Source organism: Mesoflavibacter zeaxanthinifaciens subsp. sabulilitoris, assembly GCF_014191595.1.
GTDB lineage: Bacteria > Bacteroidota > Bacteroidia > Flavobacteriales > Flavobacteriaceae > Mesoflavibacter > Mesoflavibacter zeaxanthinifaciens.
Genome location: NZ_JACHWV010000004.1, coordinates 1 through 24,944, shown reverse-complemented (window position 1 = coordinate 24,944; position 24,944 = coordinate 1). Strand labels below are relative to the sequence as shown.

The 24,944-nt window shown below is 30.5% G+C and carries 21 protein-coding genes; 11 read left to right on the top strand and 10 right to left on the bottom strand.

Annotated elements, in window-relative coordinates:
- Positions 1-26: 26 nt before the first annotated feature.
- The 3 genes from FHS04_RS06660 to FHS04_RS06650 all read left to right on the top strand — a co-directional run bounded on the left by FHS04_RS06660 (position 27) and on the right by FHS04_RS06650 (position 3,365).
- The gene (locus FHS04_RS06660; protein ID WP_106680172.1) at positions 27-527 is read left to right on the top strand and encodes a DUF6702 family protein; all 501 of its coding nucleotides are present in this window, start codon (positions 27-29) and stop codon (positions 525-527) included.
- Between the two features lie 62 nt (positions 528-589).
- Positions 590-2,899 (top strand): M1 family metallopeptidase, encoded by a 2,310-nt coding sequence (locus FHS04_RS06655; RefSeq protein WP_106680174.1) that lies wholly within the window; start codon positions 590-592, stop codon positions 2,897-2,899.
- Positions 2,900-3,035: 136 nt separating this feature from the next.
- The gene (locus FHS04_RS06650) at positions 3,036-3,365 is read left to right on the top strand and encodes a thermonuclease family protein (protein WP_106680176.1); all 330 of its coding nucleotides are present in this window, start codon (positions 3,036-3,038) and stop codon (positions 3,363-3,365) included.
- Between the two features lie 42 nt (positions 3,366-3,407).
- Here the strand turns inward: FHS04_RS06650 and FHS04_RS06645 are convergent, their stop codons facing one another.
- Positions 3,408-3,953: a DUF4136 domain-containing protein gene (locus FHS04_RS06645; RefSeq protein ID WP_106680178.1), complete on the bottom strand. Its 546-nt coding sequence runs from the start codon at positions 3,951-3,953 to the stop codon at positions 3,408-3,410.
- A 13-nt stretch (positions 3,954-3,966) separates the two neighbouring features.
- Complete coding sequence (locus FHS04_RS06640; RefSeq protein ID WP_181256136.1) at positions 3,967-6,144, bottom strand: urocanate hydratase; 2,178 nt, start codon at positions 6,142-6,144, stop codon at positions 3,967-3,969.
- A 49-nt stretch (positions 6,145-6,193) separates the two neighbouring features.
- On the opposite strand from FHS04_RS06640, the gene FHS04_RS06635 reads away from it, so the two are divergent.
- Positions 6,194-6,508, top strand: a complete 315-nt coding sequence (locus tag FHS04_RS06635; RefSeq protein WP_106680180.1) for a hypothetical protein — start codon at positions 6,194-6,196, stop codon at positions 6,506-6,508.
- 12 nt (positions 6,509-6,520) lie between these two features.
- On the opposite strand, the gene FHS04_RS06630 is transcribed toward FHS04_RS06635, so the two are convergent.
- On the bottom strand, positions 6,521-7,948 hold the full coding sequence (locus tag FHS04_RS06630; RefSeq protein ID WP_106680182.1) for a hypothetical protein: 1,428 nt from the start codon (positions 7,946-7,948) through the stop codon (positions 6,521-6,523).
- A gap of 283 nt (positions 7,949-8,231) precedes the next feature.
- On the opposite strand from FHS04_RS06630, the gene FHS04_RS06625 reads away from it, so the two are divergent.
- The 3 genes from FHS04_RS06625 to hemL are packed head-to-tail and all read left to right on the top strand — an operon-like array spanning position 8,232 to position 11,253.
- A complete protein-coding gene (locus FHS04_RS06625) occupies positions 8,232-9,155 on the top strand; it encodes a 1-aminocyclopropane-1-carboxylate deaminase/D-cysteine desulfhydrase (protein WP_106680184.1) in 924 nt (307 codons plus the stop codon).
- A gap of 4 nt (positions 9,156-9,159) precedes the next feature.
- On the top strand, positions 9,160-9,972 hold the full coding sequence (locus FHS04_RS06620) for a glucosaminidase domain-containing protein (protein ID WP_106680186.1): 813 nt from the start codon (positions 9,160-9,162) through the stop codon (positions 9,970-9,972).
- A gap of 3 nt (positions 9,973-9,975) precedes the next feature.
- The gene (gene hemL / locus FHS04_RS06615; protein WP_106680188.1) at positions 9,976-11,253 is read left to right on the top strand and encodes a glutamate-1-semialdehyde 2,1-aminomutase; all 1,278 of its coding nucleotides are present in this window, start codon (positions 9,976-9,978) and stop codon (positions 11,251-11,253) included.
- A 78-nt stretch (positions 11,254-11,331) separates the two neighbouring features.
- On the opposite strand, the gene FHS04_RS06610 is transcribed toward hemL, so the two are convergent.
- From FHS04_RS06610 to lysS, 4 genes are all read right to left on the bottom strand, one after another.
- On the bottom strand, positions 11,332-11,688 hold the full coding sequence (locus FHS04_RS06610; protein WP_027881136.1) for a hypothetical protein: 357 nt from the start codon (positions 11,686-11,688) through the stop codon (positions 11,332-11,334).
- 135 nt (positions 11,689-11,823) lie between these two features.
- A complete protein-coding gene (locus FHS04_RS06605) occupies positions 11,824-12,297 on the bottom strand; it encodes a hypothetical protein (protein ID WP_106680190.1) in 474 nt (157 codons plus the stop codon).
- Positions 12,298-12,532: 235 nt separating this feature from the next.
- Positions 12,533-14,584 (bottom strand): response regulator, encoded by a 2,052-nt coding sequence (locus tag FHS04_RS06600; protein ID WP_106680192.1) that lies wholly within the window; start codon positions 14,582-14,584, stop codon positions 12,533-12,535.
- 147 nt (positions 14,585-14,731) lie between these two features.
- Positions 14,732-16,426 (bottom strand): lysine--tRNA ligase, encoded by a 1,695-nt coding sequence (gene lysS / locus FHS04_RS06595; protein ID WP_106680194.1) that lies wholly within the window; start codon positions 16,424-16,426, stop codon positions 14,732-14,734.
- A gap of 176 nt (positions 16,427-16,602) precedes the next feature.
- Here lysS and FHS04_RS06590 point away from each other — a divergent pair, with 176 nt between their 5' ends.
- Genes FHS04_RS06590 through lipB form a run of 3 tightly spaced genes read left to right on the top strand, consistent with a single transcriptional unit; the run spans position 16,603 to position 18,279 of the window.
- Positions 16,603-16,761 (top strand): YqaE/Pmp3 family membrane protein, encoded by a 159-nt coding sequence (locus FHS04_RS06590; protein ID WP_081653219.1) that lies wholly within the window; start codon positions 16,603-16,605, stop codon positions 16,759-16,761.
- A 41-nt stretch (positions 16,762-16,802) separates the two neighbouring features.
- Positions 16,803-17,564: a hypothetical protein gene (locus FHS04_RS06585; protein WP_106680196.1), complete on the top strand. Its 762-nt coding sequence runs from the start codon at positions 16,803-16,805 to the stop codon at positions 17,562-17,564.
- Positions 17,565-17,568: 4 nt separating this feature from the next.
- Positions 17,569-18,279 (top strand): lipoyl(octanoyl) transferase LipB, encoded by a 711-nt coding sequence (gene lipB / locus FHS04_RS06580; RefSeq protein ID WP_027881141.1) that lies wholly within the window; start codon positions 17,569-17,571, stop codon positions 18,277-18,279.
- A gap of 38 nt (positions 18,280-18,317) precedes the next feature.
- On the opposite strand, the gene FHS04_RS06575 is transcribed toward lipB, so the two are convergent.
- Genes FHS04_RS06575 through FHS04_RS06565 form a run of 3 tightly spaced genes read right to left on the bottom strand, consistent with a single transcriptional unit; the run spans position 18,318 to position 22,420 of the window.
- Positions 18,318-19,367: a nucleoid-associated protein gene (locus tag FHS04_RS06575; RefSeq protein ID WP_027881142.1), complete on the bottom strand. Its 1,050-nt coding sequence runs from the start codon at positions 19,365-19,367 to the stop codon at positions 18,318-18,320.
- 8 nt (positions 19,368-19,375) lie between these two features.
- Positions 19,376-21,787 carry a DUF3352 domain-containing protein gene (locus FHS04_RS06570; protein WP_106680198.1) on the bottom strand — a complete coding sequence of 804 codons (2,412 nt, stop codon included), beginning with the start codon at positions 21,785-21,787 and terminating at the stop codon, positions 19,376-19,378.
- Between the two features lie 33 nt (positions 21,788-21,820).
- The gene (locus FHS04_RS06565; protein ID WP_106680200.1) at positions 21,821-22,420 is read right to left on the bottom strand and encodes a ribonuclease HII; all 600 of its coding nucleotides are present in this window, start codon (positions 22,418-22,420) and stop codon (positions 21,821-21,823) included.
- Positions 22,421-22,560: 140 nt separating this feature from the next.
- On the opposite strand from FHS04_RS06565, the gene FHS04_RS06560 reads away from it, so the two are divergent.
- A complete protein-coding gene (locus FHS04_RS06560) occupies positions 22,561-24,519 on the top strand; it encodes a putative porin (RefSeq protein ID WP_106680202.1) in 1,959 nt (652 codons plus the stop codon).
- The last annotated feature ends 425 nt before the right edge of the window (positions 24,520-24,944 follow it).

Sequence of the window (24,944 nt, the reverse complement as noted above, 5' to 3'; positions counted from 1 at the left end):
TTTGTGACTCTAAATAATACACTTAAATGAAATCAATTAAACTAATATCTGTAATAGCAATTTTCTTTTTATGCTCTTTTAATACACTACACAAATATTATGTAAGTATTACACAAATAGAGTTTGTTGAAGAGCAACAATCTGTGCAAATAATTTCTAGAATATTTATTGATGATTTTGAAAGTGTATTAAGAAAAAGATACGACAAAAATATAACTTTAGATAGAGGTGATGACGAAACACAAATAGACGATTACATTAAAAAATATCTTTTAACAAAGATTGAAATATCAATAAATAACCAAGAGGTAATACCAAATTTTATAGGTAAAAAGTATGATGATGGTATTATGCATTGTTACCTAGAGATAGAAAACATAAAATCAATTTCTACTTTCCAAATTAAAAATAAAGTTTTGTTTGATATGTTTGAAGATCAAAAAAACGTTATAAGAACCAACATTAATAACAAAAATAAAACCGTGGTATTAACTGCACAGAACGATAAAGGTTTGTTAAACTTTTAGTAAAGCCTTTATAGCAACGTTAAATTTTGTTAAATTCACATCCTTTATAACTAATTCTAAAAATGAAAAAACTAAAGTATTTATTCCTTTCAGCTTTATTTGTTTCAGCAAGTGTATTTGCGCAAGACCAAGCTGAAGACAAAAAAGAAAGACAACCAGGTCACACAAACAACAACAAGTTTAAGCAATTATACGACGAGTTTTCTACACCAAATATGTTTAGAACTGCGTCTGGTGCGCCAGGTCCTGCTTATTACCAACAACAAGCAGACTATAAAATGGACATCGAGTTAGACGATGTTAACGCTAGAATTTACGGTGAAGAAACAATTACGTACACAAACAACTCACCAGACAACCTAGAGTATTTATGGGTGCAATTAGATCAAAATATGAGAGCTAAAGACTCTAAAACACCATTAATACAAGGAAGCGGTATAGCACCAGCACAACAAACATCATCTTTTGCTAATAGCTATATGACAGAAGGTTTTGATGGAGGCTTTAACATAGAATATGTAAAAGACGAAAAAGGTAATGCTTTACCACACATGATTAATCGTACAATGATGAGAGTAGAAATGCCTTCAGTATTAAAATCTGGAGACCAATTTACTTTTAAAATTAAGTGGTGGTATAATATTAATAATCACGTAGAAGGAAGAGGTCGTTCTGGTTACGAGTACTTTGAAGAAGACGATAATAGAGCATACGTTATAGCTCAGTTTTATCCTCGTATGGCAGTTTATAATGATGTAGAAGGATGGCAAAACTCTCAATTTTGGGGACGTGATGAGTTTGCACTACCATTTGGTAATTTTGAGGTGAACATTACAGTACCAGAAGATCATATGTTAGATGGTACAGGTAAATTAACTAACCGTAAAGACGTTTTTTCTAAAGAAATGATGAAACGTTATGAGAAAGCAAAAAAATCTTATGAAGAGCCTGTTTTAATCGTAACAGAAGAAGAAGCAAGAGCAGCAGAAAAAACAAAAGCAACAAAGAAAAAAACATGGAAGCTATATGCTGAAAATGTTCGTGATTTTGCATTTACAACATCAAGACGCTATATCTGGGATATGATGGCTGTTAAAATAGGAGATAAAGATGTAATGGCAGTATCATTATATCCTAAAGAAGGAAATCCTTTGTGGGAAGAATGGTCTACAAAAGCAGTAGCAAGTACTTTAAAAACGTATTCTCGTATGACTTTTGATTATCCTTATCATAAAGCAATTTCAGTTCATGCTAAAAATCAAGGAATGGAATACCCAATGATTTGCTGGAACTATGGAAGACCAGATGCAGATGGTAATTATAGCGATCGTGTAAAATACGGAATGATAAGTGTAATTATTCATGAGGTTGGACACAACTTCTTCCCAATGATTGTTAATAGTGACGAGCGTCAATGGACATGGATGGATGAAGGTTTAAATACATTTTCTCAATACGTAGCAGAACAAGATTTTGCCGAGTGGTATCCGTCTTCTTTATCTCCAGGTATGGACAAGTATCCTTCACGACGTGGTCCTGCAGAAAAAATTGTTAATTACATGGGTGGTGATCAAGATTACATAGCACCAATTATGACAAAAGGTTTAAATACTTATCAGTTTGGTAATAATGCTTACGGAAAACCAGCTACAGCGTTAAATATTTTACGTGAAACAATTATGGGACGCGAATTATTTGATTACTCTTTTAGAACATATGCACAAAGATGGATGTTTAAACACCCAACTCCAGAAGATTTCTTTAGAACAATGGAAGATGCTTCTGCTGTAGATTTAGATTGGTTTTGGAGAGGATGGTTTTATACAACAGATTATGTAGATATAGCAATTAAAGATGTTAAAAAGTTTTATGTATCTAATGAACCAACACAGCAAATCAAAGACATGGTTAAAGCGCGTGGTATGAGTTTAAGTGATTTACCACCGTTAGTTTATATGGTAGAAGAAGGAAGTGAAGATTACAAAGAAGACATGAAAGCAAAAAGCTTAATGGAAGGTTCTCAATCACTAAAAGAATACATTATGGATAACTTTACTCCTGCAGAACAAAAGCAATTAAAAGAGCCGAAGTATTTTTATAATGTGACTTTTGAAAAACCAGGAGGATTGGTAATGCCAATAATTGTAGAGTATACTTATGCAGACGGAACATCAAAAACAGAAACTTATCCAGCGCAAATCTGGAGACTTAACGACAAAGAAGTAAGTAAAGCTGTAGCTTCTGAAAAAGAAATTGTAAAAATTACAGTAGATCCAAAACTAGAAACTGCAGACGTTGACACATCAAACAACACTTGGCCAAAAGAAGAGCAAATAAGTGAGTTTGATAACTTTAAACAAAATAAAGATTAATCATAAAGGCTTTATTAAGTTATAAATCTAACCCTTAAAACTTTAGTTTTAAGGGTTTTTTTATTGCATATATTATTTTGATTGACTGTATTTCACTTAGTTTTTATATATTTAAATAGCTATTAAACAATTAGATATGTACAATTACAAAGCAAAGATTATAGACGTTTATGATGGAGATACTGTAACAGCAATGGTAGATTTAGGTTTTTTACATTTTCAAGAAATGAAATTACGTCTTTACGGTATAGATACTCCAGAGCTTAGAGGAGAAGAAAGAGAGCAAGGTATTATTGTTAGAGATATACTAAGAGAAATGGTGTTAGGGAAAGAAGTAACAATACGTTCTTACAAAGATAAACAAGGTAAATATGGTCGTTATTTAGCAAATATTATTTTAGAAGATGGATTAGAAGTTAACCAATGGTTAGTAGATAATGGTCACGCTAAAGAATATTACCCTTAAAATAAAAAAAGGCGACAATTTACTTAGTCGCCTTTCTTATTCTTATTGCATACTTCCAGGAGGATATTTCTCCATGATTTTTGCAACAAATTCTTTTATTCTTTGTTCTTTCTTTTCCATATTAGAACTTAAGTAACCAGTACCTTGTCCTTGCCAGACTAATTCTTTTTTCTTAGCGTCTATAAGGTCTACAAATAAAACACCTTGTGTTCTGGTAGAAACATTAGGTTGTATATTCCAGCCCCATCCCCAACCAGGTGCGCCCCATCCCCAAGCGCCAAAGCCCCAAGAGTTATTATAAACATCAACACGTTGGTTAGATTTGGTAAAAATGCTAACTAGCATATCAGGATTTTCTGATTTTGTGTATCCTTTTGCTAATAACTCTGCTTCTATTGCACGTAAGATACGTTTTTTATCAAGGTCGCTTATTTCAGCTTTATCTATACCAGATTTGAAGAAAGCAAACGTTTTGTATTGGTTAAAATCTACATCTCTATCATAATCTGCAGCAACTCTTACTGAGCTACAGGACGTGATTACCATAGCTAAAAGAGCAATAGGTAAAAATTTAATAATTGTTTTCATAGCAATATTTGTTTTAAATTGAATTCAATAAATCATCATCCACAATATTTGGTAATGTTACTTTTAAGTTAGGCTCGGTTTGCATGGCGCGTTTAATGGCAAAAATAGCCTCGTCATTTCTTGCCCAACTACGTCTTGCAATTCCGTTATTAACATCCCAAAATAACATTTGTTTTAATCGGGTTGATGCTTCTTTAGTACCATCAAGAACCATACCAAATCCACCGTTTATAACTTCGCCCCAACCTACACCGCCACCGTTGTGAATACTAACCCAAGTAGCACCTCTAAAGCTATCACCAATAACGTTATGAATAGCCATGTCTGCGGTAAAGCGTGATCCGTCATAAATATTTGAAGTTTCTCTATAAGGACTATCTGTACCTGATACATCATGATGATCTCTACCTAAAATAACAGGTCCAATTTCATTATTTTTTATAGCTTGATTAAAGGCTTCGGCTATTTTCATACGTCCTTCGGCATCTGCATATAAGATTCGAGCTTGAGAACCAACGACTAATTTGTTTTCTTGAGCACCTTTTATCCATTGAATATTATCAGCCATTTGTTGCTGGATTTCTTCAGGAGAATGCTGCATAATTTCTTCTAAAACTTGACAAGCAATTTCATCTGTTTTAGCTAAATCTTCAGGTTTTCCAGATGCGCAAACCCATCTAAATGGACCAAAACCATAATCAAAACACATTGGTCCCATAATATCTTGTACGTAGCTAGGATATTTAAACTCTCTACCTAAAGTGGCGTTTGTAGCCATTACATCTGCTCCAGCACGAGATGCTTCTAATAAAAAGGCATTTCCGTAATCAAAAAAATACGTGCCTTTTGCGGTATGTTTATTTATAGCTTTAGCTTGTCTACGTAAAGATTCTTGTACTTTTTCTTTAAATAAATCTGGTTGATTAGCCATCATTGTGTTGGCATCTTCAAAAGATAATCCAGCAGGATAATAACCGCCAGCCCAAGGATTATGTAATGAGGTTTGATCACTACCTAAATCTATATGTATGTTTTCTTTATCAAAAGTTTCCCAAACGTCAACCACATTACCTAAATAGGCTATAGAAATGGTTTCTTTTTCTGCTTTTGCTTTTTTAACACGAGTAACTAATTCATTTACATCTGTAATTTTTTCGTCTATCCAACCTTGGTCTAATCGTACTTGTGTGATTTTTGGGTTGACTTCTGCGCAAACCGTAATACAACCAGCAATATTACCTGCTTTTGGTTGTGCGCCAGACATTCCGCCTAATCCAGAAGTTACAAATAGATTTCCTTTAGGTTGTTTTTTAATTTTTCTAAATCCGTTTAGTACAGTAATTGTTGTACCATGAACTATACCTTGCGGACCAATATACATGTAACTACCAGCAGTCATTTGACCATATTGTGTGACGCCAAGTGCATTAAATTTTTCCCAATCATCAGGTTTTGAATAGTTAGGAATCATCATTCCATTGGTGACTACAACTCTTGGAGCTTCTATATGACTAGGAAATAAGCCCATTGGATGACCAGAGTACATAACCAAAGTTTGCTCGTCGGTCATTTCGGCTAAATATTTCATGGTTAATCTATACTGTGCCCAATTTGAAAAAACTGCACCGTTTCCACCATAAGTTATCAGTTCGTGTGGATGTTGTGCAACAGCATAATCTAAATTGTTCTGAATCATTAGCATGATTGCAGCTGCTTGTTTAGATTTTGCAGGATACTCTTCAATTGGTCTTGCGTACATTTTGTAATCAGGACGCAAGCGATACATGTAGATTCTTCCGTAGGTATCTAATTCGTTTTTAAACTCTGGAAGTAAAGTTGCATGATGTTTTTTATCAAAATAACGAAGTGCATTTTTTAGTGCTAATTTTTTTTCTTCATCATTTAAAATGTCTTTTCTTTTTGGTGCATGATTTAAAGAATGGTCAAATGGTTTAGGTTGAGGTAATTCGTTTGGAATTCCTTCTAAAATTTGTTCTTTAAATGATATACTTGTTGCTTGCATTACTTTTTTTTTTAATGTATTGGTTGATTTATCATACCCATAAGGACAATGTCTGCAACCGCTTTGGCAGCAATAACCACGTTTAAGGTGGTATTGCGCTGTAAAACAACGGTAACCTTCTGGTGTTAGATAATAATCACCTTCTTCTACAGGAATGATTTTCTTCATATTTACAAAGATAATGTAATTTTACTACTACTTTTATATCAAAAACCTTATGCTTTTAGTTTTTAAATATTTGGTACCAAAAGGTTATACGGCTATAACTATTTATCCATTTATAGTGTTAAAGCATAAAAGACAAAAAGATGACATGATTTTAATTAATCATGAAAAAATACATTTAAGACAGCAATTAGAATTGTTAGTGATTGGTTTTTATTTGTGGTATTTTATTGAGTTTTTATTAAGGATAATAAAGTTTAAGAATTGGTATAGAGCTTATTTAAATATTTCTTTTGAAAGAGAAGCTTATAAAAATGAAAACGACCTAAATTATTTAAAATCTAGGTCGTTATGGAGTTTTTTTTAAGAGATTTAAATTCTATCTTCTTTTTGTTTCTTTAGAGCTTTCAGGAGTTCTTTTTAGTGGTTTTGGTCCATAAGGAAATCTTAAGCCAATGTGTTGAGATGTAATGTTTCCATTTTCGTCTGTAGAATTAGCTCTGCTAGCTACTATTTGCCATGAAAAAGAGACATTACTATTACCATTTGATAATTCTTTTACAGTAAAACCTTCAGCTGATTTATTTGTGACAAAAACTCCATTACAATCACCCTCAAGTTGAATGAAAACTTTTAATGGGTGTTCTTCATCAACGTAAATATTATCTGTTAGTAATTTTTCTAGCTTAATGACTGCTTCACCATTATTCAGTTTTCCTGTTCCAAAATCTTGAAATAAAATTTCCGGAGCTTCAGGAGAAAACATAACTCTAGGTTCTCTGTTTTTGTCTAATACTAGAGTAGAGTTAGAGCCGTTACCTACTACTTTGTAGTTTGTGCCTCCAGTTGCATTAGCATCATTATTATGATTATATTTAAGTCCAACATAGCTATAAGATTGACCGCCGCTTGATGTACCTCCAATAAAATAGCCTCCGTATAAAATTCTTCTAGAAGTACCTCCTAAAACAGGTATTAATTGTTCATCTTTTCCAGCTATTTTTGCAAAAGCACTTGTGTTAGTAGTTGTTGCGGTATTATTATCTGAATCTAAAGTAAAATAACCAGCAGCATGACCGTTATGAGCCGAGTTATTTGGCGCACCATTGCCTACCATACCACTTATACCATAGCCATCAACTGCAGATCCAGCGACACCAGCACCAGGTGTAGGGTAATAACCACCTAATCCATTAGTCGCTCCTATGATAGCTGTTCCTGCACTATTACTGTTTCTTCCCCAAAATGCATTTGCAACAGTATTGTCATTTATTCCTGCAACAGCATCTTCACCAGTTCCTGCTTCTACATTTACTTGACTTGAAGCATTACCAACCGAATTAATCCCCATGTTACCTGTGCTTAATATTCTGGCTCTTTCAATACCATTTGTGTGAAATCTTAAGTCTTGAGCATCAGTAGTTCCTAAAAAGTTTGTACCTGCTGTTGTTCCACTATTACCTGTTAATGACCAATCTAATCCACCAGGAGAGCCTGCAAAAGCAATCCATCTAGATCCGTTCCAATAGTATAAACCAGGAGCTACATTGTTTGGTGATGTACCAGATGTTGCAGTGTTATAAACTACAGTTCCTGTAGGTATAGATCCTCCTTGAGGATTAACAGCGGTTTCTGTAATGGTATTTACAAGAGCTACATTAGGGAAAACTAAACCTTGTGTGGTAGAAGCTATATCTACTGCGCCTCTTGGTGCAGTAGTCCCAATCCCAACTTGTGAGTAGCTATAATAAAAGCTTAAAAATGCAAATAAAACAAGTGTGTTTTTTTTTGTGAAAATTCTCTTCATTGCTTTAAGTTTTTTTTAACATTTTAAATAACAAAATTAATCAGTTCTTTACTTTTTAATATTTATATGCTTTTTTTATCGATAAAAAACATGTTATTTAAAATTGTTCATATGCTTTTTTTGTTGATTTTACTGGTTTTTTGGAGTTTTTTTGCCTTGTAAGAAAACACTTAATTGCTAAAAAATGAATTTTCGGTCAATTTTGTATTTAAATTTATTTATATAGTTTTTCTTTTTATTTTAAATCAGTTTTTTTGAAGTTTGGTACTTAATAAAATAAGTAATGAGTTTAAATTTATTTTCTTCTAATTTTTTATCAGATAATCAGCATGTTTGGTTAGATGATAAAAAAAATATTGAGCTTTCAATAAAGAGAGAAGATTTAATACATCCTTTTGTATCTGGTAATAAGTATAGAAAACTTAAATACAACGTTTTACAAGCTAGAGAAGAAAATAAAACAACCTTGCTAACTTTTGGAGGTGCATTTTCTAACCATATTGCAGCAGTTGCGTCTGCAGGTAAAGCTGAAGGCTTTAACACTATAGGAATTATTAGAGGAGAGGAATTGAAAGATAAAGTTGACACTAATCCTACACTAAGTTTTGCTAAATCTTGCGGAATGACTTTTAATTTTATAAGTCGTAAAGACTATAGACATAAGTCTAATCCTAATTTTATTTCAAATTTGAAAGATCGGTTTGGTGATTTTTATTTAATACCAGAAGGAGGGACAAATAATTTAGCTATAAAAGGATGTCAAGAAATTTTAAATGAGAAGGATAGTAAGTTTGATTATATATGTTGTGCTGTTGGAACAGGTGGTACAGTTTCTGGGATAATTAATGCGTCAAAATCTAATCAAAAAGTTTTAGGGTTTTCGTCATTAAAAGGTGACTTTTTAAATAAAGATATTAGTAAATTTGCCACAAGTACAAATTGGGAATTAATTACAGATTATCATTTTGGAGGCTACGGAAAAATAAATGACAGTTTAATTACGTTTATCAATAAATTTAAATCAGAAAATAAAATTCCGTTAGACCCAATTTATACAGGAAAAATGATGTTTGGTATTTTTGATTTAATTAAAAAGGGATATTTTAAACCAAACTCAAAAATTTTAGCCATTCATACAGGAGGATTACAAGGAATAGAAGGAATGAATGCAAAACTTAAAAAACAAAACAAACCGTTAATTCTATAAATTAATGAAGAAAATTTTTACGCTTTTACTACTTTCAATATTAATAGTAAGTTGTGGTAGTTCTAGAAAAGTTACAACTAGAAAAACTAAAACAAAACCAAAAGTTGTTGTAAAAACAACACCAAAAGTAACTGATAAAGAAGAGACAAAAGATGTCGTTGTAGAAGTAACACCAAAAAGTACACCTGAAGTTTATGCAAATAAAACTGAAGAATACATTGCAATATACAGTGATATAGCTCAAGAAGAAATGCGTAACTACGGTATACCAGCTAGTATTACTTTAGCGCAAGGAATTTTAGAGTCTGCTTCTGGTAAAGGAAGACTATCTGTAGAGGCAAATAATCATTTTGGTATCAAATGTCATGGTTGGACAGGAGCAAAAATATATCATGATGACGATGCATCTCAAGAGTGTTTCAGAAAATATAAAAACTCAAAATACTCTTTCAGAGATCATTCTTTATTCTTAAAAGAAAGAAAACGTTATTCAAAACTTTTTACACTAGAAAAAGACGATTATAAAAATTGGGCAATAGAGCTTAGAAAAGCCGGTTATGCTACAGATAGAAAGTATCCAGATAAGTTAATAAGCTTGATAGAACGTTATCAATTACATAGATTTGATGCTGAAGTTTTAGGAAAGCAAACCGTTAACAATGATAAACATGTTGTCGTAAAAGGCGATACACTTTATGCCATTTCAAAAAAATATAATATAACAGTAGACCAGTTAAAATCGTTAAACGGTTTACAAAGTAACGATTTACACGTAGGTCAAGTTTTATTTGTAAAACCAATTCCAAAAGATTTTTAATACATGATTTATAAAAGAAGTAGTGCCTTATTTGCTGAAGCAGAAAAAGTAATTCCTGGAGGCGTTAATAGTCCTGTTAGAGCATTTAAAGCTGTTGGCGGAACACCAATTTTTGTTAAAGAAGCTAAAGGAGCATATTTATATGACGAAGATGGAAACCAATTAATAGATTACATAGCATCTTGGGGACCAATGATTTTAGGTCACGCACATGAGCCTGTAGTTAATGCAGTAATAGATAAAGCTAAAAAAGGAACCTCTTTTGGAACACCTACAGAAATTGAAACTAAAATAGCAGAATTAGCTGTGTCAATGGTACCTAATATTGATAAAATTAGATTTGTAAACTCAGGTACAGAAGCATGTATGAGTGCTGTTAGGCTAGCTAGAGGTTATACTAAAAGAGAAAAAATAATCAAATTTGCTGGTTGTTACCATGGACATTCAGATTCGTTTTTAATACAAGCAGGAAGTGGCGCAGTTACTTTTGGTACACCAAATAGTCCAGGAGTTACTCAAGGAACAGCAAAAGATACTTTGTTAGCAAAATATAACGATCTAGATAATGTAAAATCTTTAATAGAGGCTAATAAAGATGAAATAGCTTGTATAATTTTAGAGCCAGTTGCAGGAAATATGGGGTGTATACCTCCAAAACCAGGTTTTTTAGAAGGACTTAGAGCTTTATGTGACGACAATAATATTTTGTTAGTATTTGATGAAGTTATGACAGGCTTTAGATTAGCAAAAGGTGGTGCGCAAGAATTACTTGGTATTAAGGCAGATATTGTTTGCTTCGGAAAAGTAATTGGTGGTGGATTGCCAGTTGGTGCATTTGCAGCAAGAAACGAAATAATGAATCATCTTGCGCCTTTAGGACCAGTGTATCAAGCAGGAACCTTAAGCGGAAATCCTTTAGCTATGGCTGCAGGTTTAGCCATGCTTACAGAATTAAATAGCGGGAATGTTTTTGAGAGTTTAGCTAAAAAAACTGAATACTTACATAAAGGTTTAGTAAAAGTTTTAGACAAAAACAATGTGACTTATACCATAAATAGAGTAGGTTCTATGATTTCGGTACATTTTTGTGAAGATGAAGTTTTAGATTTTGAAACATCTGCAAAAGGGAATAATGAAACATTTAAAACGTTTTTTCACGGTATGTTAAACCAGGGTATTTATATAGCGCCAAGCGCATTTGAAAGCTGGTTTTTAAACGATGCTTTAACTTACGAAGATTTAGATAAGACTATAGCTGCTTGTAATACTATATTTAGTTAGATAAAAAAGTATGTTTTGAAATAAAAAAATCCGATTGAAATTTTCAATCGGATTTTTTTATAATAAATATGATAATTATTACTCGTCTTTGATTTGGTCTGTTAATTCTAAATATTTTCCAAATTGTTCTTCATTTAAAACACTTTCTAAAGATGTAAGTAAACGTTTGTTGATTTTTGTTTCTAAATCAGTATATCCGCTAGAACCAATTTTTTGAGTTTTGTTTAATGTATTTGTTTTGTCATAATATTCTTGAAAAGCAGTGTACATAGCTTCTTGTGTTTCTTGGTCTGCTTTTAAGTGTCTACCATATTCTACAGCTTTTTGATAAGCTTTTTGGTTAACTTCTGTGCTAAACTTTTGTTGTGCATTAACTGATTGAGTAGTTAATAAAAGTCCAAAAACAAATAAACAAAGAGTAAATAATTTTTTCATTGTAGTAATAGTTAATTAATTGTATCTCAAAGTAACGCTTTTTGATTAATAATTACAAATAAAAAAGCATTGATTAGACAAATCAATGCTTTTTATCTTTTAAAGAGATTAAAATACCAAGTAATTAAGATTGTGTTAATCTTTTGATAGCTCTTTATGCATTTTTTTCTCTTCCATACGTTTTCCTCTTTTCATTCTGCTTTTCATTCTAGCTCTTTTCTCTAACATGGTTTCCCATTTTTTGTATTGTTCTTCATTTAAGATGCTTTTCATTTGTTTTTTATTTTCAATTTGAGCATCTAATTTTTTGTTCTCAAAAGCTAGGCGTTCTTCTTTTGTTGGTTTTTTACCTTTTTCTTTAGCTTCTTTACGTTTTTCCATTGCGGCTTTACGTTGTTTAGCTTGCTCTAAATTAAGCGCCATTACTTTTTTTTGTTGTGCTTCGGTAAGATCTAAATGTAAAGTCATTTTTTTAGTTTGAAGCTCAGCCATTTCTTGAGGCTCTAACTGCATCATTTTTTCTTTACGTTCTTTTTTTACTTCCTTTCTGTCCTGTGCATTAGCTTGAAAAGTAATTAAAGCTAAAGCTAGTATTGCTAATTTTTTCATCTTTTTTTGTTTTTTAAGTTATTTACTACTTTGACATTTAAAAATTTAAATGGTTTAATAGTATTTTATTTTTGTGAATTAATTAACAATCTGTCTTTCTTTAAACTACAATAGCAATTTGTTTATTTTTGCCTTTAACTTTAATGTATAAGGTTAGTTGTGCTTTTTAAGAAAGAATATTTTAATTGTTGATAATTAGGTATACTTTTATCAATTAATAAAAGGAAGTAATTATTTATTCTTTGTTGAAGTGGAAAAATAACAGCTTATACAAGTGTTCTTTTTTGAAAGGTTTTGAAAGATAGTTATTCATGCCACTTTCTAAAGCTTTGTCTATAGCTTCTGTTGTTACATTAGCAGATAGTCCAAATATAATAACGTCTTTATTTAACTCTCTAATCTTTTTTGTTGTTTCCCAACCATCCATTTCTGGCATATGTATATCCATAAATATAAGCTGGTAATTTTTTTCTTTAAATTTTTTTAGACCAACTTTTCCATTATTAGCAGAGTCAGCTTTAACACCAAAATCTTCAAGAATTTTTTTAAGAACAATGATGTTTAGTTTGTTGTCATCTATAATTAATACATTTAGATTTTTAAGGTTAATGTCTTTTTGGTTTTCAAACTTAACATTTTCTTCTTTTTGGATATCTAAGATTGGATATTTTAGGTAAAAATTAAATGTTGTTCCTTTATTAGGTATGCTTTTTACAGAAATTTCTCCACCCATCATTTTTATAAAGATTTTACAAATAGCAAGTCCTAAACCACTACCTTCATATTGCTTTTTAACACTGTTTTCTAATTGTGTAAACCTTTCAAAAATTGTATTTAATCTATTTTTTGGTATACCAATACCAGTATCTGCTATAGATATATTAATATGTAACTTGTTATCGTTTGTGATTTCTTCATTATATGTAAGTGTAACACCGCCATTATTTGTGAATTTTAATCCGTTTTTAAGTATATTATTTACAACTTGGATAAATTTACTTTCGTCACCTAAAACAAATTTGTTTTCTATGTTTATGTATTTTCCTTTAAGGTATAAGTCCTTCTGTATAAATAAAAATTGATTAACCTCTATTAATTCAATTATTTTTTGATATGGGTTAAATTTAACTTTTGTTAATTCTAGTTTGCCAGACTCGATTTTATCAATATCTAAAATATCGTTTACGATATTTAATAAGTTGCTTGAGGACTTACTCATTAAATTTAGATATTCTTTATCGCTTTTTTTAAGATTGCTGCTTTTTAAAAGATCTATAAATCCTAATATGGCATGTAAAGGTGTTCTAATTTCATGACTCATATTAGATAAAAACTCTGTTTTAGCTAAAGAAGCTTTTTCTGCCTTTTTACGTTCTATGTTTAGTTGTTTGTTGGTTTGTAAAAGCTCTTTATTAGATTTTAAAACAAGTTTTCTTTCTGCTCTTGCTCTTTGATAAAAGTAAATTAATAAACTAATTAAAAAACTTAAAACAAGACCTATTATTAATGTTATGTTAGTTATGTATCTTCCGTTTGCTGTAAACAGGTTGTTGTTAGCAGTTACTTGAAGTTTCCATTTTTGGTTGTCTAGTTTATCTACAAGAATGCTATCTTGAAAGATGATGTCATTGTTAGTTTTTGAGTCTTTATTTAATTCGTAAAATAAAATGTTGTTGTGGTCAAATAGCTGTATGGAAAGATGGTTGTTTAAGTTTTTAGCCAGCTTATCAAAATTGTCTTTAAAATTCATTCCGCCAGTAATCGTTCCTTGAAATTTATTTTCAAAATAAACTGGTACATCTACTAAAAAAGCATTTCCGCCTTGTGTTAGTTTTGCCCATGGAGTTATGTTTACAGAACTATCTTTACTGTGTTTTATCCATTCGTGTCTTCGATATTCGACTTTAGAGATATCTAAATTTATAGCTTTTTCGTTTCCTTTTAAAGGGTTTATTTTTCTGATAACCATAGCGCTATCAATCCATTCTAAAAACTTAAAGGATTGATTTTGCTCAAGAAGCATGGTTGCATCTTTTTCCCAATAATCTAAATATAAACCATTGGTAAATTCTATTCTGTTTTTAAGATTTTCAAGTCTAGAGACATCGGCTTTAAAGATGTTTTTAAATTCTTTAGTTATTAACTTGCCATTTTGCAGGACGCTTTCTCTAACTAAATCTTTATTATTATTTAAAGATTCTTGCCATGCAGTGATTACAATTAGTGTTATTACTAAAAATGTAGCCAAAGGAAATATAACAATCTTTTTGTTTAATGTTTTAAACATTGTAATAGGTTTTGGCTTACATGATCTTTGAAGATATAAGCTTTTGTTAGGGTTAAGTAAAATAACTTTACTAGTACAATTTACAAAAAAAACCTAAATTATATCGATAGATAAAATTTAGGTTTTATGTGCTAATTAATTTAGGTTTTAAGCTATTTCTACAAATAAACCTTCGTCGGTTTTGTTGACTTTTGCAACACCAAGTTTGGTTAAACCTTTTATGGTTTTGTCCCATTTTTTATTACTTAATCCAGATTGAGATTTAAGCTCGTTAAGATCTATCGGGTTATTTGCTTTTAATATTGAAAACACTGCTTTTTCTTCATCTGTCATTGGTATTGCTTTTTTCTCAGGTTTCATTTGAGGGAAAAACAATACTTCTTGTATAGATTGGTTATTGGTTAAAAACATAATTAGTCTATCCATACCAATTCCCATACCAGATGTAGGTGGCATACCATATTCTAAAGCACGTAAAAAGTCGTAGTCTATAAACTCTGTAGCTTCGTCGTCTCCTTTTTCGGCTAATTTTAATTGGTGTTCAAAACGTTCTTTTTGATCAATAGGATCGTTAAGCTCTGAATAGGCATTTGCAATTTCTTTACCGCAAACCATAAGTTCAAAACGTTCTGTTAATTCAGGGTTATCACGGTGTTCTTTACATAACGGACTCATTTCTTTTGGGTAATCTGTGATAAATGTTGGTTGGATGTAATTACCTTCACATTTTTCTCCAAAAATTTCGTCAATTAATTTTCCTTTACCCATGGTTTCATCAACTTCAATACCCATGTCTTTTGCAGCTTGTCTTATTTCTGCTTCTGTTTTACCTGTAATATCAAAACCTGTAAAATGTTTTATGGAGTCTGCCATAGTTACTCTTGCGTATGGCGCTTTAAAGTCTATTTCGTGTTTGCCAAATGTCGCTTTTGTTGTTCCGTTTACAGCTGTTGCACAATGCTCTAATAATTGCTCGCAAAAATCCATCATCCAGTTATAGTCTTTGTAAGCCACGTAAATTTCCATAGCGGTAAATTCTGGATTGTGTGTACGGTCCATACCTTCGTTACGGAAGTTTTTAGAAAACTCATAAACACCTTCAAAACCACCAACAATTAATCGTTTTAGATACAGTTCGTTAGCAATTCTCATATATAAAGGAATGTCTAAACTGTTATGATGCGTTATAAATGGTCTTGCAGCAGCGCCACCAGGTATTGGTTGTAAGATTGGTGTTTCAACTTCAAAATAACCAGAGTTATTAAAAAATTGACGCATAGCGTTAAACAATTTAGTACGTTTTACAAATACGTCTTTAACTTTTGGGTTAACCACTAAATCTGCATAACGTTGACGGTAACGTAATTCTGGATCATCAAATTTATCGTGAATATTACCTTCGGCATCTACTTTTGGTAATGGTAAAGGTTTTAATGCTTTACTTAATAAGGTAAAGTCTTTTACTAAAACTGTTTTTTCGCCAACTTTAGTTGTAAATAATTCGCCTTCAATACCAATAAAATCACCTATGTCAAGTAATTTTTTGTAAACAGTATTGTACTTTGTTTTGTCTTCGCCAGTACAAATTTCGTCTCTATTAAAATAAACTTGAATACGACCTTCGCTATCTTGTAGTTCGGCAAAACTAGCATTTCCTTGAATACGACGACTCATTAAACGACCGGCAATAACTACCTTTTTACCTTCTTCAAATTGAGATTTTATTTGTTTAGAGTTTTCGGTTACAGGAAATAAATCCGCAGGATAAGGGTTAATACCAAGTTCTCTTAATTTACCTAGTTTTTCTCTTCTTACAAGTTCTTGCTCAGATAATTGTGACATGTTTATTTTGAATATAATTTTAGCTGGCAAAGATAAGATATTAACAGAGGAATTAAAACTATTTTTTTACGTAATGCAGCGTCTAGAATTGAATTAAAATAAGGATTATTTTTTGTAACAAATGACTTTTGTGAACGTCTTATATGTAATCATCAATCATTAAAAATCAAATTATTATGTCTTTTTGGCGCGTATTATTATGCATTTTCTTTCCGCCTTTATCCGTTTTAGATAAAGGATGTGGATCAATTCTAATCGTATTTATATTATGGTGTTTGGGTTGGATACCAGGTACTATTGCGGCTTTGATAATTGTAAACAATCCTAACAGATAAATCGTATCTTTGTACTTTAACCAACTTAATCAATAATTATAATGAACAAATTTTTTACTCTAGTTTTTGGTCTTATGACTCTGTTTTTAACCAGTTGTAACTTTTCTGAAGATGTTTACATCAACGAAGACGGATCAGGTAAAATTTCTTTCTCTTTTGATGGCTCTCAATTAATGCAAATGGCAGGAGATAAAATAAAAGAAGATGGTGAAAAAGCTATAGATTCTACCTTTAGTTTTAAAGAATTGTTTGACGAAAAAAGAGATAGTATATCTAAATTACCAGCTGAAGAACAAGCGAAATTTAAAAAGCTAGAAAACTTTAGTATGCATATGGTTATGAATCCTGAAACAGAACAAATGACATTTGAGTTGTTTACAGAATTTAATAATGCTTCTGAAATGCAAAATATGTTTGAAGCTATGAATACTTTTAGTGAGTTAGAAGGTAATAAAAAGGGTAAGAAGCAACCAATTAATGATCCGGCAAACCCTTTTAGTCAATTAGATAATACAGCTACAAAACTAAACTATAATTTTGACGGAAAAACATTTACAAGAACTGTAAAAATTCTGGATCCAGAAGCTCATCAAAAAGAAGCAGACAGTATTAAAGATATGATGGCTATGTTTGGGTCATCTACGTATAAATTAAATTATCATTTTCCTAGACCAGTAAAATCTGTAAATAATGATAACGCTATGTTTAGTGCAGATAGAAAAACTATAATGGTAGAATTTCCTTTTGCAACTTATGTAACAGATCCAGAAGCTTTAAATTTGGAAGTAATTTTAGAAGATTAATACATTGAATAAACAAATAATAATAGAAGATTTAGGATTTAAAGACTATAAAGATACTTGGGATTACCAAGAAACTTTATTTAAAGAAATCCTTGATATAAAAATTAAAAATAGAAGAGAAGATGCAGGTTTAGAAACTCCAAACTATTTTCTTTTTGTAGAGCATCCGCATGTATATACTTTAGGTAAAAGTGGCGATATGTCTAATTTACTTTTAGATGAAAAACAGTTAGAAGAAAAAGGTGCTACATTTTATAAAATAAATAGAGGCGGAGATATAACTTATCATGGACCAGGACAAATTGTTGGTTATCCTATATTGGATTTAGACAATTTTTTTACAGACATCCATAAGTATTTACGTTTTCTTGAAGAGGTTATTATTTTAACTTTAAAAGAATACGGTTTAGATGCTACCCGTAGTGAAGGCGAAACAGGAGTTTGGTTAGATGTTGGTACACCGTTTGCACGTAAGATTTGTGCTATGGGCGTACGTGCTAGTAGATGGGTAACTATGCATGGTTTTGCACTTAACGTGAATGCAAACTTAGGCTACTTTGATAATATTATTCCTTGCGGAATAAGAGGAAAAGCAGTAACTTCTTTAAATGTAGAGTTAGGTGTAAAGGAAGTAGATGAAGCTGAAGTAAAAGAAAAACTGCTTAATCATTTTAAAACTCTTTTTGAAGCTGAATTTGTAACAGCGACAGTATAAAAAAAAGCGATTTGAAATTTCAAATCGCTTTTTTGTTTTTAATCTTCTGCATTAAAATATACTTTATAGTAATGCATTTTTTTGTCCTCGTCGTAACCGCGTTCTAGATGTTCGCTAGCAGCATCTGGTGCGTCAATATCAAGTTTTATTTGAATATGCGTATCTAATTTTATATCGGTTTTTATTTTCTTTTTTTCTTTGGTTAATACTTTTTCAGAAACATCAAATTGATTTCTGATAATTATGTTTTGTTCGGCTTCAAAATCTTTTTTATAGCTTTCAAATAAGTCTATGTGTTTGTCTTCTTCAAAGATTTCTTCTTTAAAACGCTCTACATTTATAATTTCATTTTCTTTAAAAAAGTCTATGGTTTTAGCTAAAAAGTCATTTCTTTCTTTAGATCCGTAACTGGTTTTTATAACTTCTGTAGAAAACTCTTTACATAACTCTAAATAGTTTTGGGTATGACTATTATAATCGTCTGCATATTTTATGTTTAAAAACTTGTCTGTCCAATATGCAGCATCATAATTATTGTTATCTACGGTAAGCACTACTTTTCCTTCTGCATCACCTGTGTTTAAAATTAAACAACCTTTGTCTAGTTTTTTGGCATTGATTCCTTTTTGAACAATAACATCGTAGCTATTATTTTCTAAATAGGTTTGAAAGAAATTGCTTTTATTTTCAATTTTAAAAATTCCAACTGCATCAATGACCATTTCATTATATTCTATACCATCAAAATAAGCTACAATAACATCGCCAGTTTTAATTTGTGCACTTGTAGATTGCTCATATAAATGTTTTACTATGTTTTTTGAGGTTTCTACTAATGCATTATCATCACTAAAAATTTCTTTAGAGTAGGCGTTAATTTCATTTAACTCGATATTGGCGTGATGATTAAATCTGTGACTTTGTACTAAGCTAGTAAAAGGTCTTAGTAAAAAAGGTAACATTAGCTCGTAGCTTTCTTCGTCAAACTGTAATTCGTTTTCAGAAAATGCATTTTTTGTATCGTTATGTTTATTACCAACTTTGTGGATTATACATTTAAGTATGCTGGCTTTGTTTCTGTTTATCATTAGTGCTATTAGTTAATTTTGTAGACTAAAATATTGTTGCTTTCTCCTTTGGTGACAAATTCTAATTTATTGTCTGTGTCAATATTGTTTAGGTCAATGCTTGATGTGCCATAAACCGGGAAGTTTTCAATCATTTTAGCATTACTATCATAAAGAAGAGTTTTTTGATTTTGAATATCTGTTACTGAAACGTATATCTTATTATTGATATAAAATAACTTTGGCGTTGTGTAATTTGCTAAATCTAAATTAAGCGTTTTGTCTTTAATATTTAGTATGTTTTCTGATTGAGACACCAATGTTTTTGTAGTTGTAACTAGTTGATGTTTTTCTTTTAGATTGGTATTAGCAACGTTTACATTCCCGTTTTGGTCAATTGTAGCTAATTTTCCGTTGTTTGTTGTTGTTATAAATCCGTTATTAAATTCAAAAACTGGTTGATTAGAGTAATTTAACTGTTGTTTTACATTGACTCTTGTTTTACCGCGTCTTGATAAGATATGTAAATGATTATCTGTTTTTACAACAATATAGTCTTTAGAGCCAATTCTTATATGTTTTGGAGGTGTATTAATTAAGTCTTTGGCAGATTCAAATTCAAAACCTTTTACCGTTTTTCCTTTTGCATCGTATAATAATACGTTTTTACCTTGAGTAACAAACAATCTGTATTTATGTCTTTTATCATAATCAAAAACAGCTAACGGTTGTGTGATTTCATTATTAAATTTAAGAGGAAAAGGATCTACGTCTTTACCATTTCTGTCTAATACATACGCACGATGCGGAGTTGCAAAAGCTAATTGTAACCTGCTGTTTTTGTACATGTCTATTTGGTTGACTTCACCTAAAATTGGACCGTCTAGTTGTTTGGTCCATAAGATTTTTCCGTTATTAGAAATTAAATACAACTTGTTAGTAATGTCTTGTACTATAATTTCTTTTTGATTGTTTGTATGATTAGTAACAAATTGCGGCGTGTTAAGTACGTCATTTTCAATTTTTATATTGAATACTTCAGAAATAATATTGTCTCTATAACTTTGTTTTGCTTTTTTGAAAATAGCATTGAAATGTGCAAAATCCCGATCATATATAAATTGTATAGCAGAAGTTTTATAACCCTTTAGGTTTAAATCTTCTTCTGAATGTAAGTTGTGTTTAACTGTTGCTTCTAAACTTTCAGGAGTTAAAATTTGTAAGATTGAAGCATCATTGCTAATTTTTGATTTTACTGTTTTGTAATAATCGCGGTGGCTGAATGTGGTTTGGTTTTGATAATTAGCAATAACATTTTCTAATGCTTCGGTAGTTTTAGCAAATACAACAAACTGATCTAACACGCAATAATGATTAGCTTCAACTTTATTTATAAATGGTGCTAATGTATTATTGAAAATTTCAGGATTACTAAAATTAAACAGATCTACATTTCGGTAAGTTTCTACAAGATGTTGTTCGCTTATTAAGGCTTCTTCTGTAGCAATAATATCTTTGGTATTTATAATAAACAGGTTACCTGATTCAAAATAAACTTCTCCAAATTCTATACTGTGTTTTAAAAGTGAATTTGCTAAAGTGTCATTTTTCTTAGTAAAAGCGTTTAGGTTGTTTTTAAACGTAGTGTAGTTGTTATAGGTCAGACTTAAAAAACCATTACTGTTAGATGGCGTAATTTGTGCAAGTTGGTTAGTTTGTGGTATTGTGTTTTTAAAAACATTAATTAAACTGTTACTACTATCTGTTGCTTTTGTAATACCATTTAATATAATTTGGTCTTGAGATACATCTGCATCAAAAGTTAACGAATTAGTGAAATTTGAAAACGTAATCTTTTCGTTTTTAAATAGACTTTTTACAGGTGAATTGTTTGTCGCAATTACAGAAAATGCAGCATTTTTATCCTGGACATTAATTAAATTTTTAATATGCTCAGGTTTTTGCTTACTGTTTATGATTTGCTCTAATTCGGTTTTGGTATTACTTCCTATTAATATGCTATCCTTTTTGGTAATATATATTTTTAAACTGTCTATTAAAATTTCTTCAGCAGAAAACCCTTTTAATTGTAAAGACTTTCTTTTTGTACTATCTAAAGTAAAAATAGAATCTGATAATCTAGTTGTAAAACTAAAAACAGTTTCTTTTTTAGAATTTATACCTATATATATAGGATGTTTTGTTTTTAGATTTTTTATAAAGGCAAACTGCGCTACTGTATTTTGATAGCTTTTAGTTTTGTTTAATGAAGAAAGAAAATCATTATTATTAAGGTTGTTTGTAAAACCTTCTAGGTTGTTAATGGTTAAAACAATATCTGCATTTTCTGAAATAAAATCTACAACCTTAACTTTTTTTGAATCCGAATTACAAGAAAAAAATAAGAATACTATTGAAAGGTAATACCAAAAATGTTTCATATAAATTATGAGGGTTTATGCAAAGATAGAAAGTTACAGTTCTAATTTCAATTGTTCTGGTAATAGTCTAAAAGATTTTCTATGATATTTTGTAACGCCAAATTCCTTAATAGCTTCTCTATGTTCTTTTGTTGGGTAACCTTTGTTTTTTTTCCAATTATACATAGGGAATTCTTCATGGATTTTATTCATATACTCATCTCTATACGTTTTTGCTAAAACCGAAGCAGCAGCAATGCTTAAAAATTTACCATCTCCTTTAATTATGGTTTCGTGCGGTATTTCTTTAAAAGGTTTAAACTTGTTGCCGTCAACTATAATGAATTCGGGTGTGTTTTTTAAAGTTTTAATAGAATTGTGCATTGCTAAAATTGATGCATTTAAAATGTTTATCTCGTCAATTACATCAGGATAGATATGAGAAAAGCCAAAACATAAAGCTTCGTTTTCTATAACAGGTCTTAAAATATCGCGTTTTTTTTCGCTTATCTGTTTAGAGTCGTTAAGAATAGAGTTTTTAAAATCAGGTTTTAATATAACAGCAGCAGCAGTAACAGGACCAGCAAGACAACCACGACCAGCTTCGTCTGTGCCACATTCAAGGTTATAGCCAGAAAAATTTAGTTTAAGCATTAAATAAAATGAATAATAAAACGTTTAAAAAATTACAGATTTATGCCTTTCTTTACTAAAAATCTAATACCATAAAGATATTTGCTATTTTTGGCACTTAGATAATTTAAAAATTAAAAGACTAAAATAGTCAGCAATTAATGAAAAAAATAATTTTCAGTATAATTTTAATAATGTTTACAGTATTTGGTTTTGCTCAAAGAAAACTTGGAGGGAAGTCAGATGTGTCAAAAGAAGATCAAGAGTTAATGGATTCTATTGGTCAAGGAGGAGAAAAAAAATGGAAAAAAGTCAAATTTGAAGACACAGAAATAACTCAATATCTAATAATTACTCCAGAAAGAGACTCTACTTATTTAGATACAACCTTATCTATAAAAAAAGAGTACAAATATAATTATTTAAGACGTGATGATTTTGGTTTAATGCCTTTTGCTAATGTTGGACAAACGTATAACAGCTTAACGCATAATTTTAGTGATAATAATTTATTGCCCAAATTTGGCGCTAACGCAAAACATTTTAATTATTTAGACGCAGAAGATGTTAATTATTACCATGTCCCGACACCTTTAACAGAAATTTACTATAAAACAGCTTTTACACAAGGTCAGCAATTAGATGCTTTTTTTACGGTAAACACATCAAAACGACTTAATTTATCTATTGCATATAAAGGAATGCGATCTTTAGGGTTTTATCAAAATTCTTTATCAAGTACAGGAAACTTAAGGATGACAGCAAGCTATAAGACTAAAAACAATAGATATATAGCTAATATGCACTTTACCTCTCAAGATATTTTAAATGAAGAAAATGGAGGTATTACAGATGAAAGTATTGAGTTTTTTGAAACTGGGGATGAAGATTTCTTAGATAGAGGTGTTTTTGAAGTAAATTTTGAAAATGCCGAAAGCTTATTTTTAGGAAAACGATTTTATCTTAACCATACATATGATATCATTAAACAAAACGATTCTACACAAACCAATAAGTTACAAGTAGGTCATATAATGATGCTAGAGGATAAAATATACAAGTTTGAACAAAGTAGTAGTAATGACTTTTTTGGAGAAGCTTTTAAGACATCAAATCTAGTAGACAGAAATGAGTATGAGCGTTTTTACAATCAATTGCGACTAGATTATACAAATAAAACAATAGGTAACATACAATTTAATGCAAGTCATAATAATTATAATTATGGTTACAATAAAGTATTGTATTTAGATTCTGGGACAATACCTAATAGGATTAAAGGAGACATATTAAGTGTTGGCGGAAAATATAAAAAACAATATAAAGGTTTCTTATTATCCGGAGAAGCACAATTAAATATCGTAGGTGATTATGATTCTAATTATCTGTCTGCAAAAGCAGGCTATAAGTTAAGTGAAAACTTTGATGCTTCTGTAGGAATTAATCATCATACTGTAGTGCCAAACTTTAATACTTTATTGTATCAAAGTGACTATGTGAATTATAACTGGAAAAATAATTTTAACAATATAAAGACACAACAAATAGTTTTTGACATTAAATCAGATAAATACGTAAACCTATCATTAGACTTTAACACCATAACAGACAATGTGTATTTTGCAAAAAACGAAGATGATAATGTAAAGCCTTTTCAAAATAGTGCTACAATTACATATCTTAGAGCAAAACTTCAAAAAGAAATACGATATAAAAACTTCGCTTTAGATAATACGGTACTATATCAAAATGTCTCCGATGAGAATAATACATTAAATGTACCTCAAATAGTAACACGTAATACATTGTACTATTCAAATCACGTGTTTAAAAAAGCAATGTTCCTTCAAACAGGTGTGATATTTAATTATTTCACTAAGTATAATATGAATGGTTATGATCCTTTGTTGGCAGAATTTTATACGCAAAATCAGCAAGAGTATGGTGGGTTCCCTAGGTTAGACTTTTTCATTAATGCTAAAATTCGTCAAACAAGAATCTTTTTAAAGGCAGAGCACTTCAATGCAGCTTTTACAGGATATGATTATTACTCAGCACCAAACCAACCATTTCGAGATTTTGCTGTTCGTTTTGGGTTGGTATGGGATTTCTTTATGTAGAATTCTTTTAAGTACAGAACTTAATTATTTTTAAGGCTAGTGCTTTTTTTCCTGGTATGATATAAATTGATTAATGTTTTAGATTTATAAGAAGTATTTATATTGTATATATAGTTGAAACACTATTTAAATGTTTATAAGAAATAAGTAATAATATACATATGCTCTATATAACATTACCAGATTTAAAAGGAGCATTAAGTGTATTATATAGGTTGAAAAAACAGATTAGAAAAAAAGATAAAAAAAGTTAAGTTGTAAAACACTGAAAACAAGGTGTTAAAAAGCAAGAGTAAAAAAAAAGCAAAAAAAGTTTCAAAAAAGGGTTGCGGGAATGAAAAAGGGTCTTATATTTGCACCCCGAAACAATAACAACTGAGCAATCAGGGATAAGATTTCGAGAAAGTTCTAGATAAAATATTGAT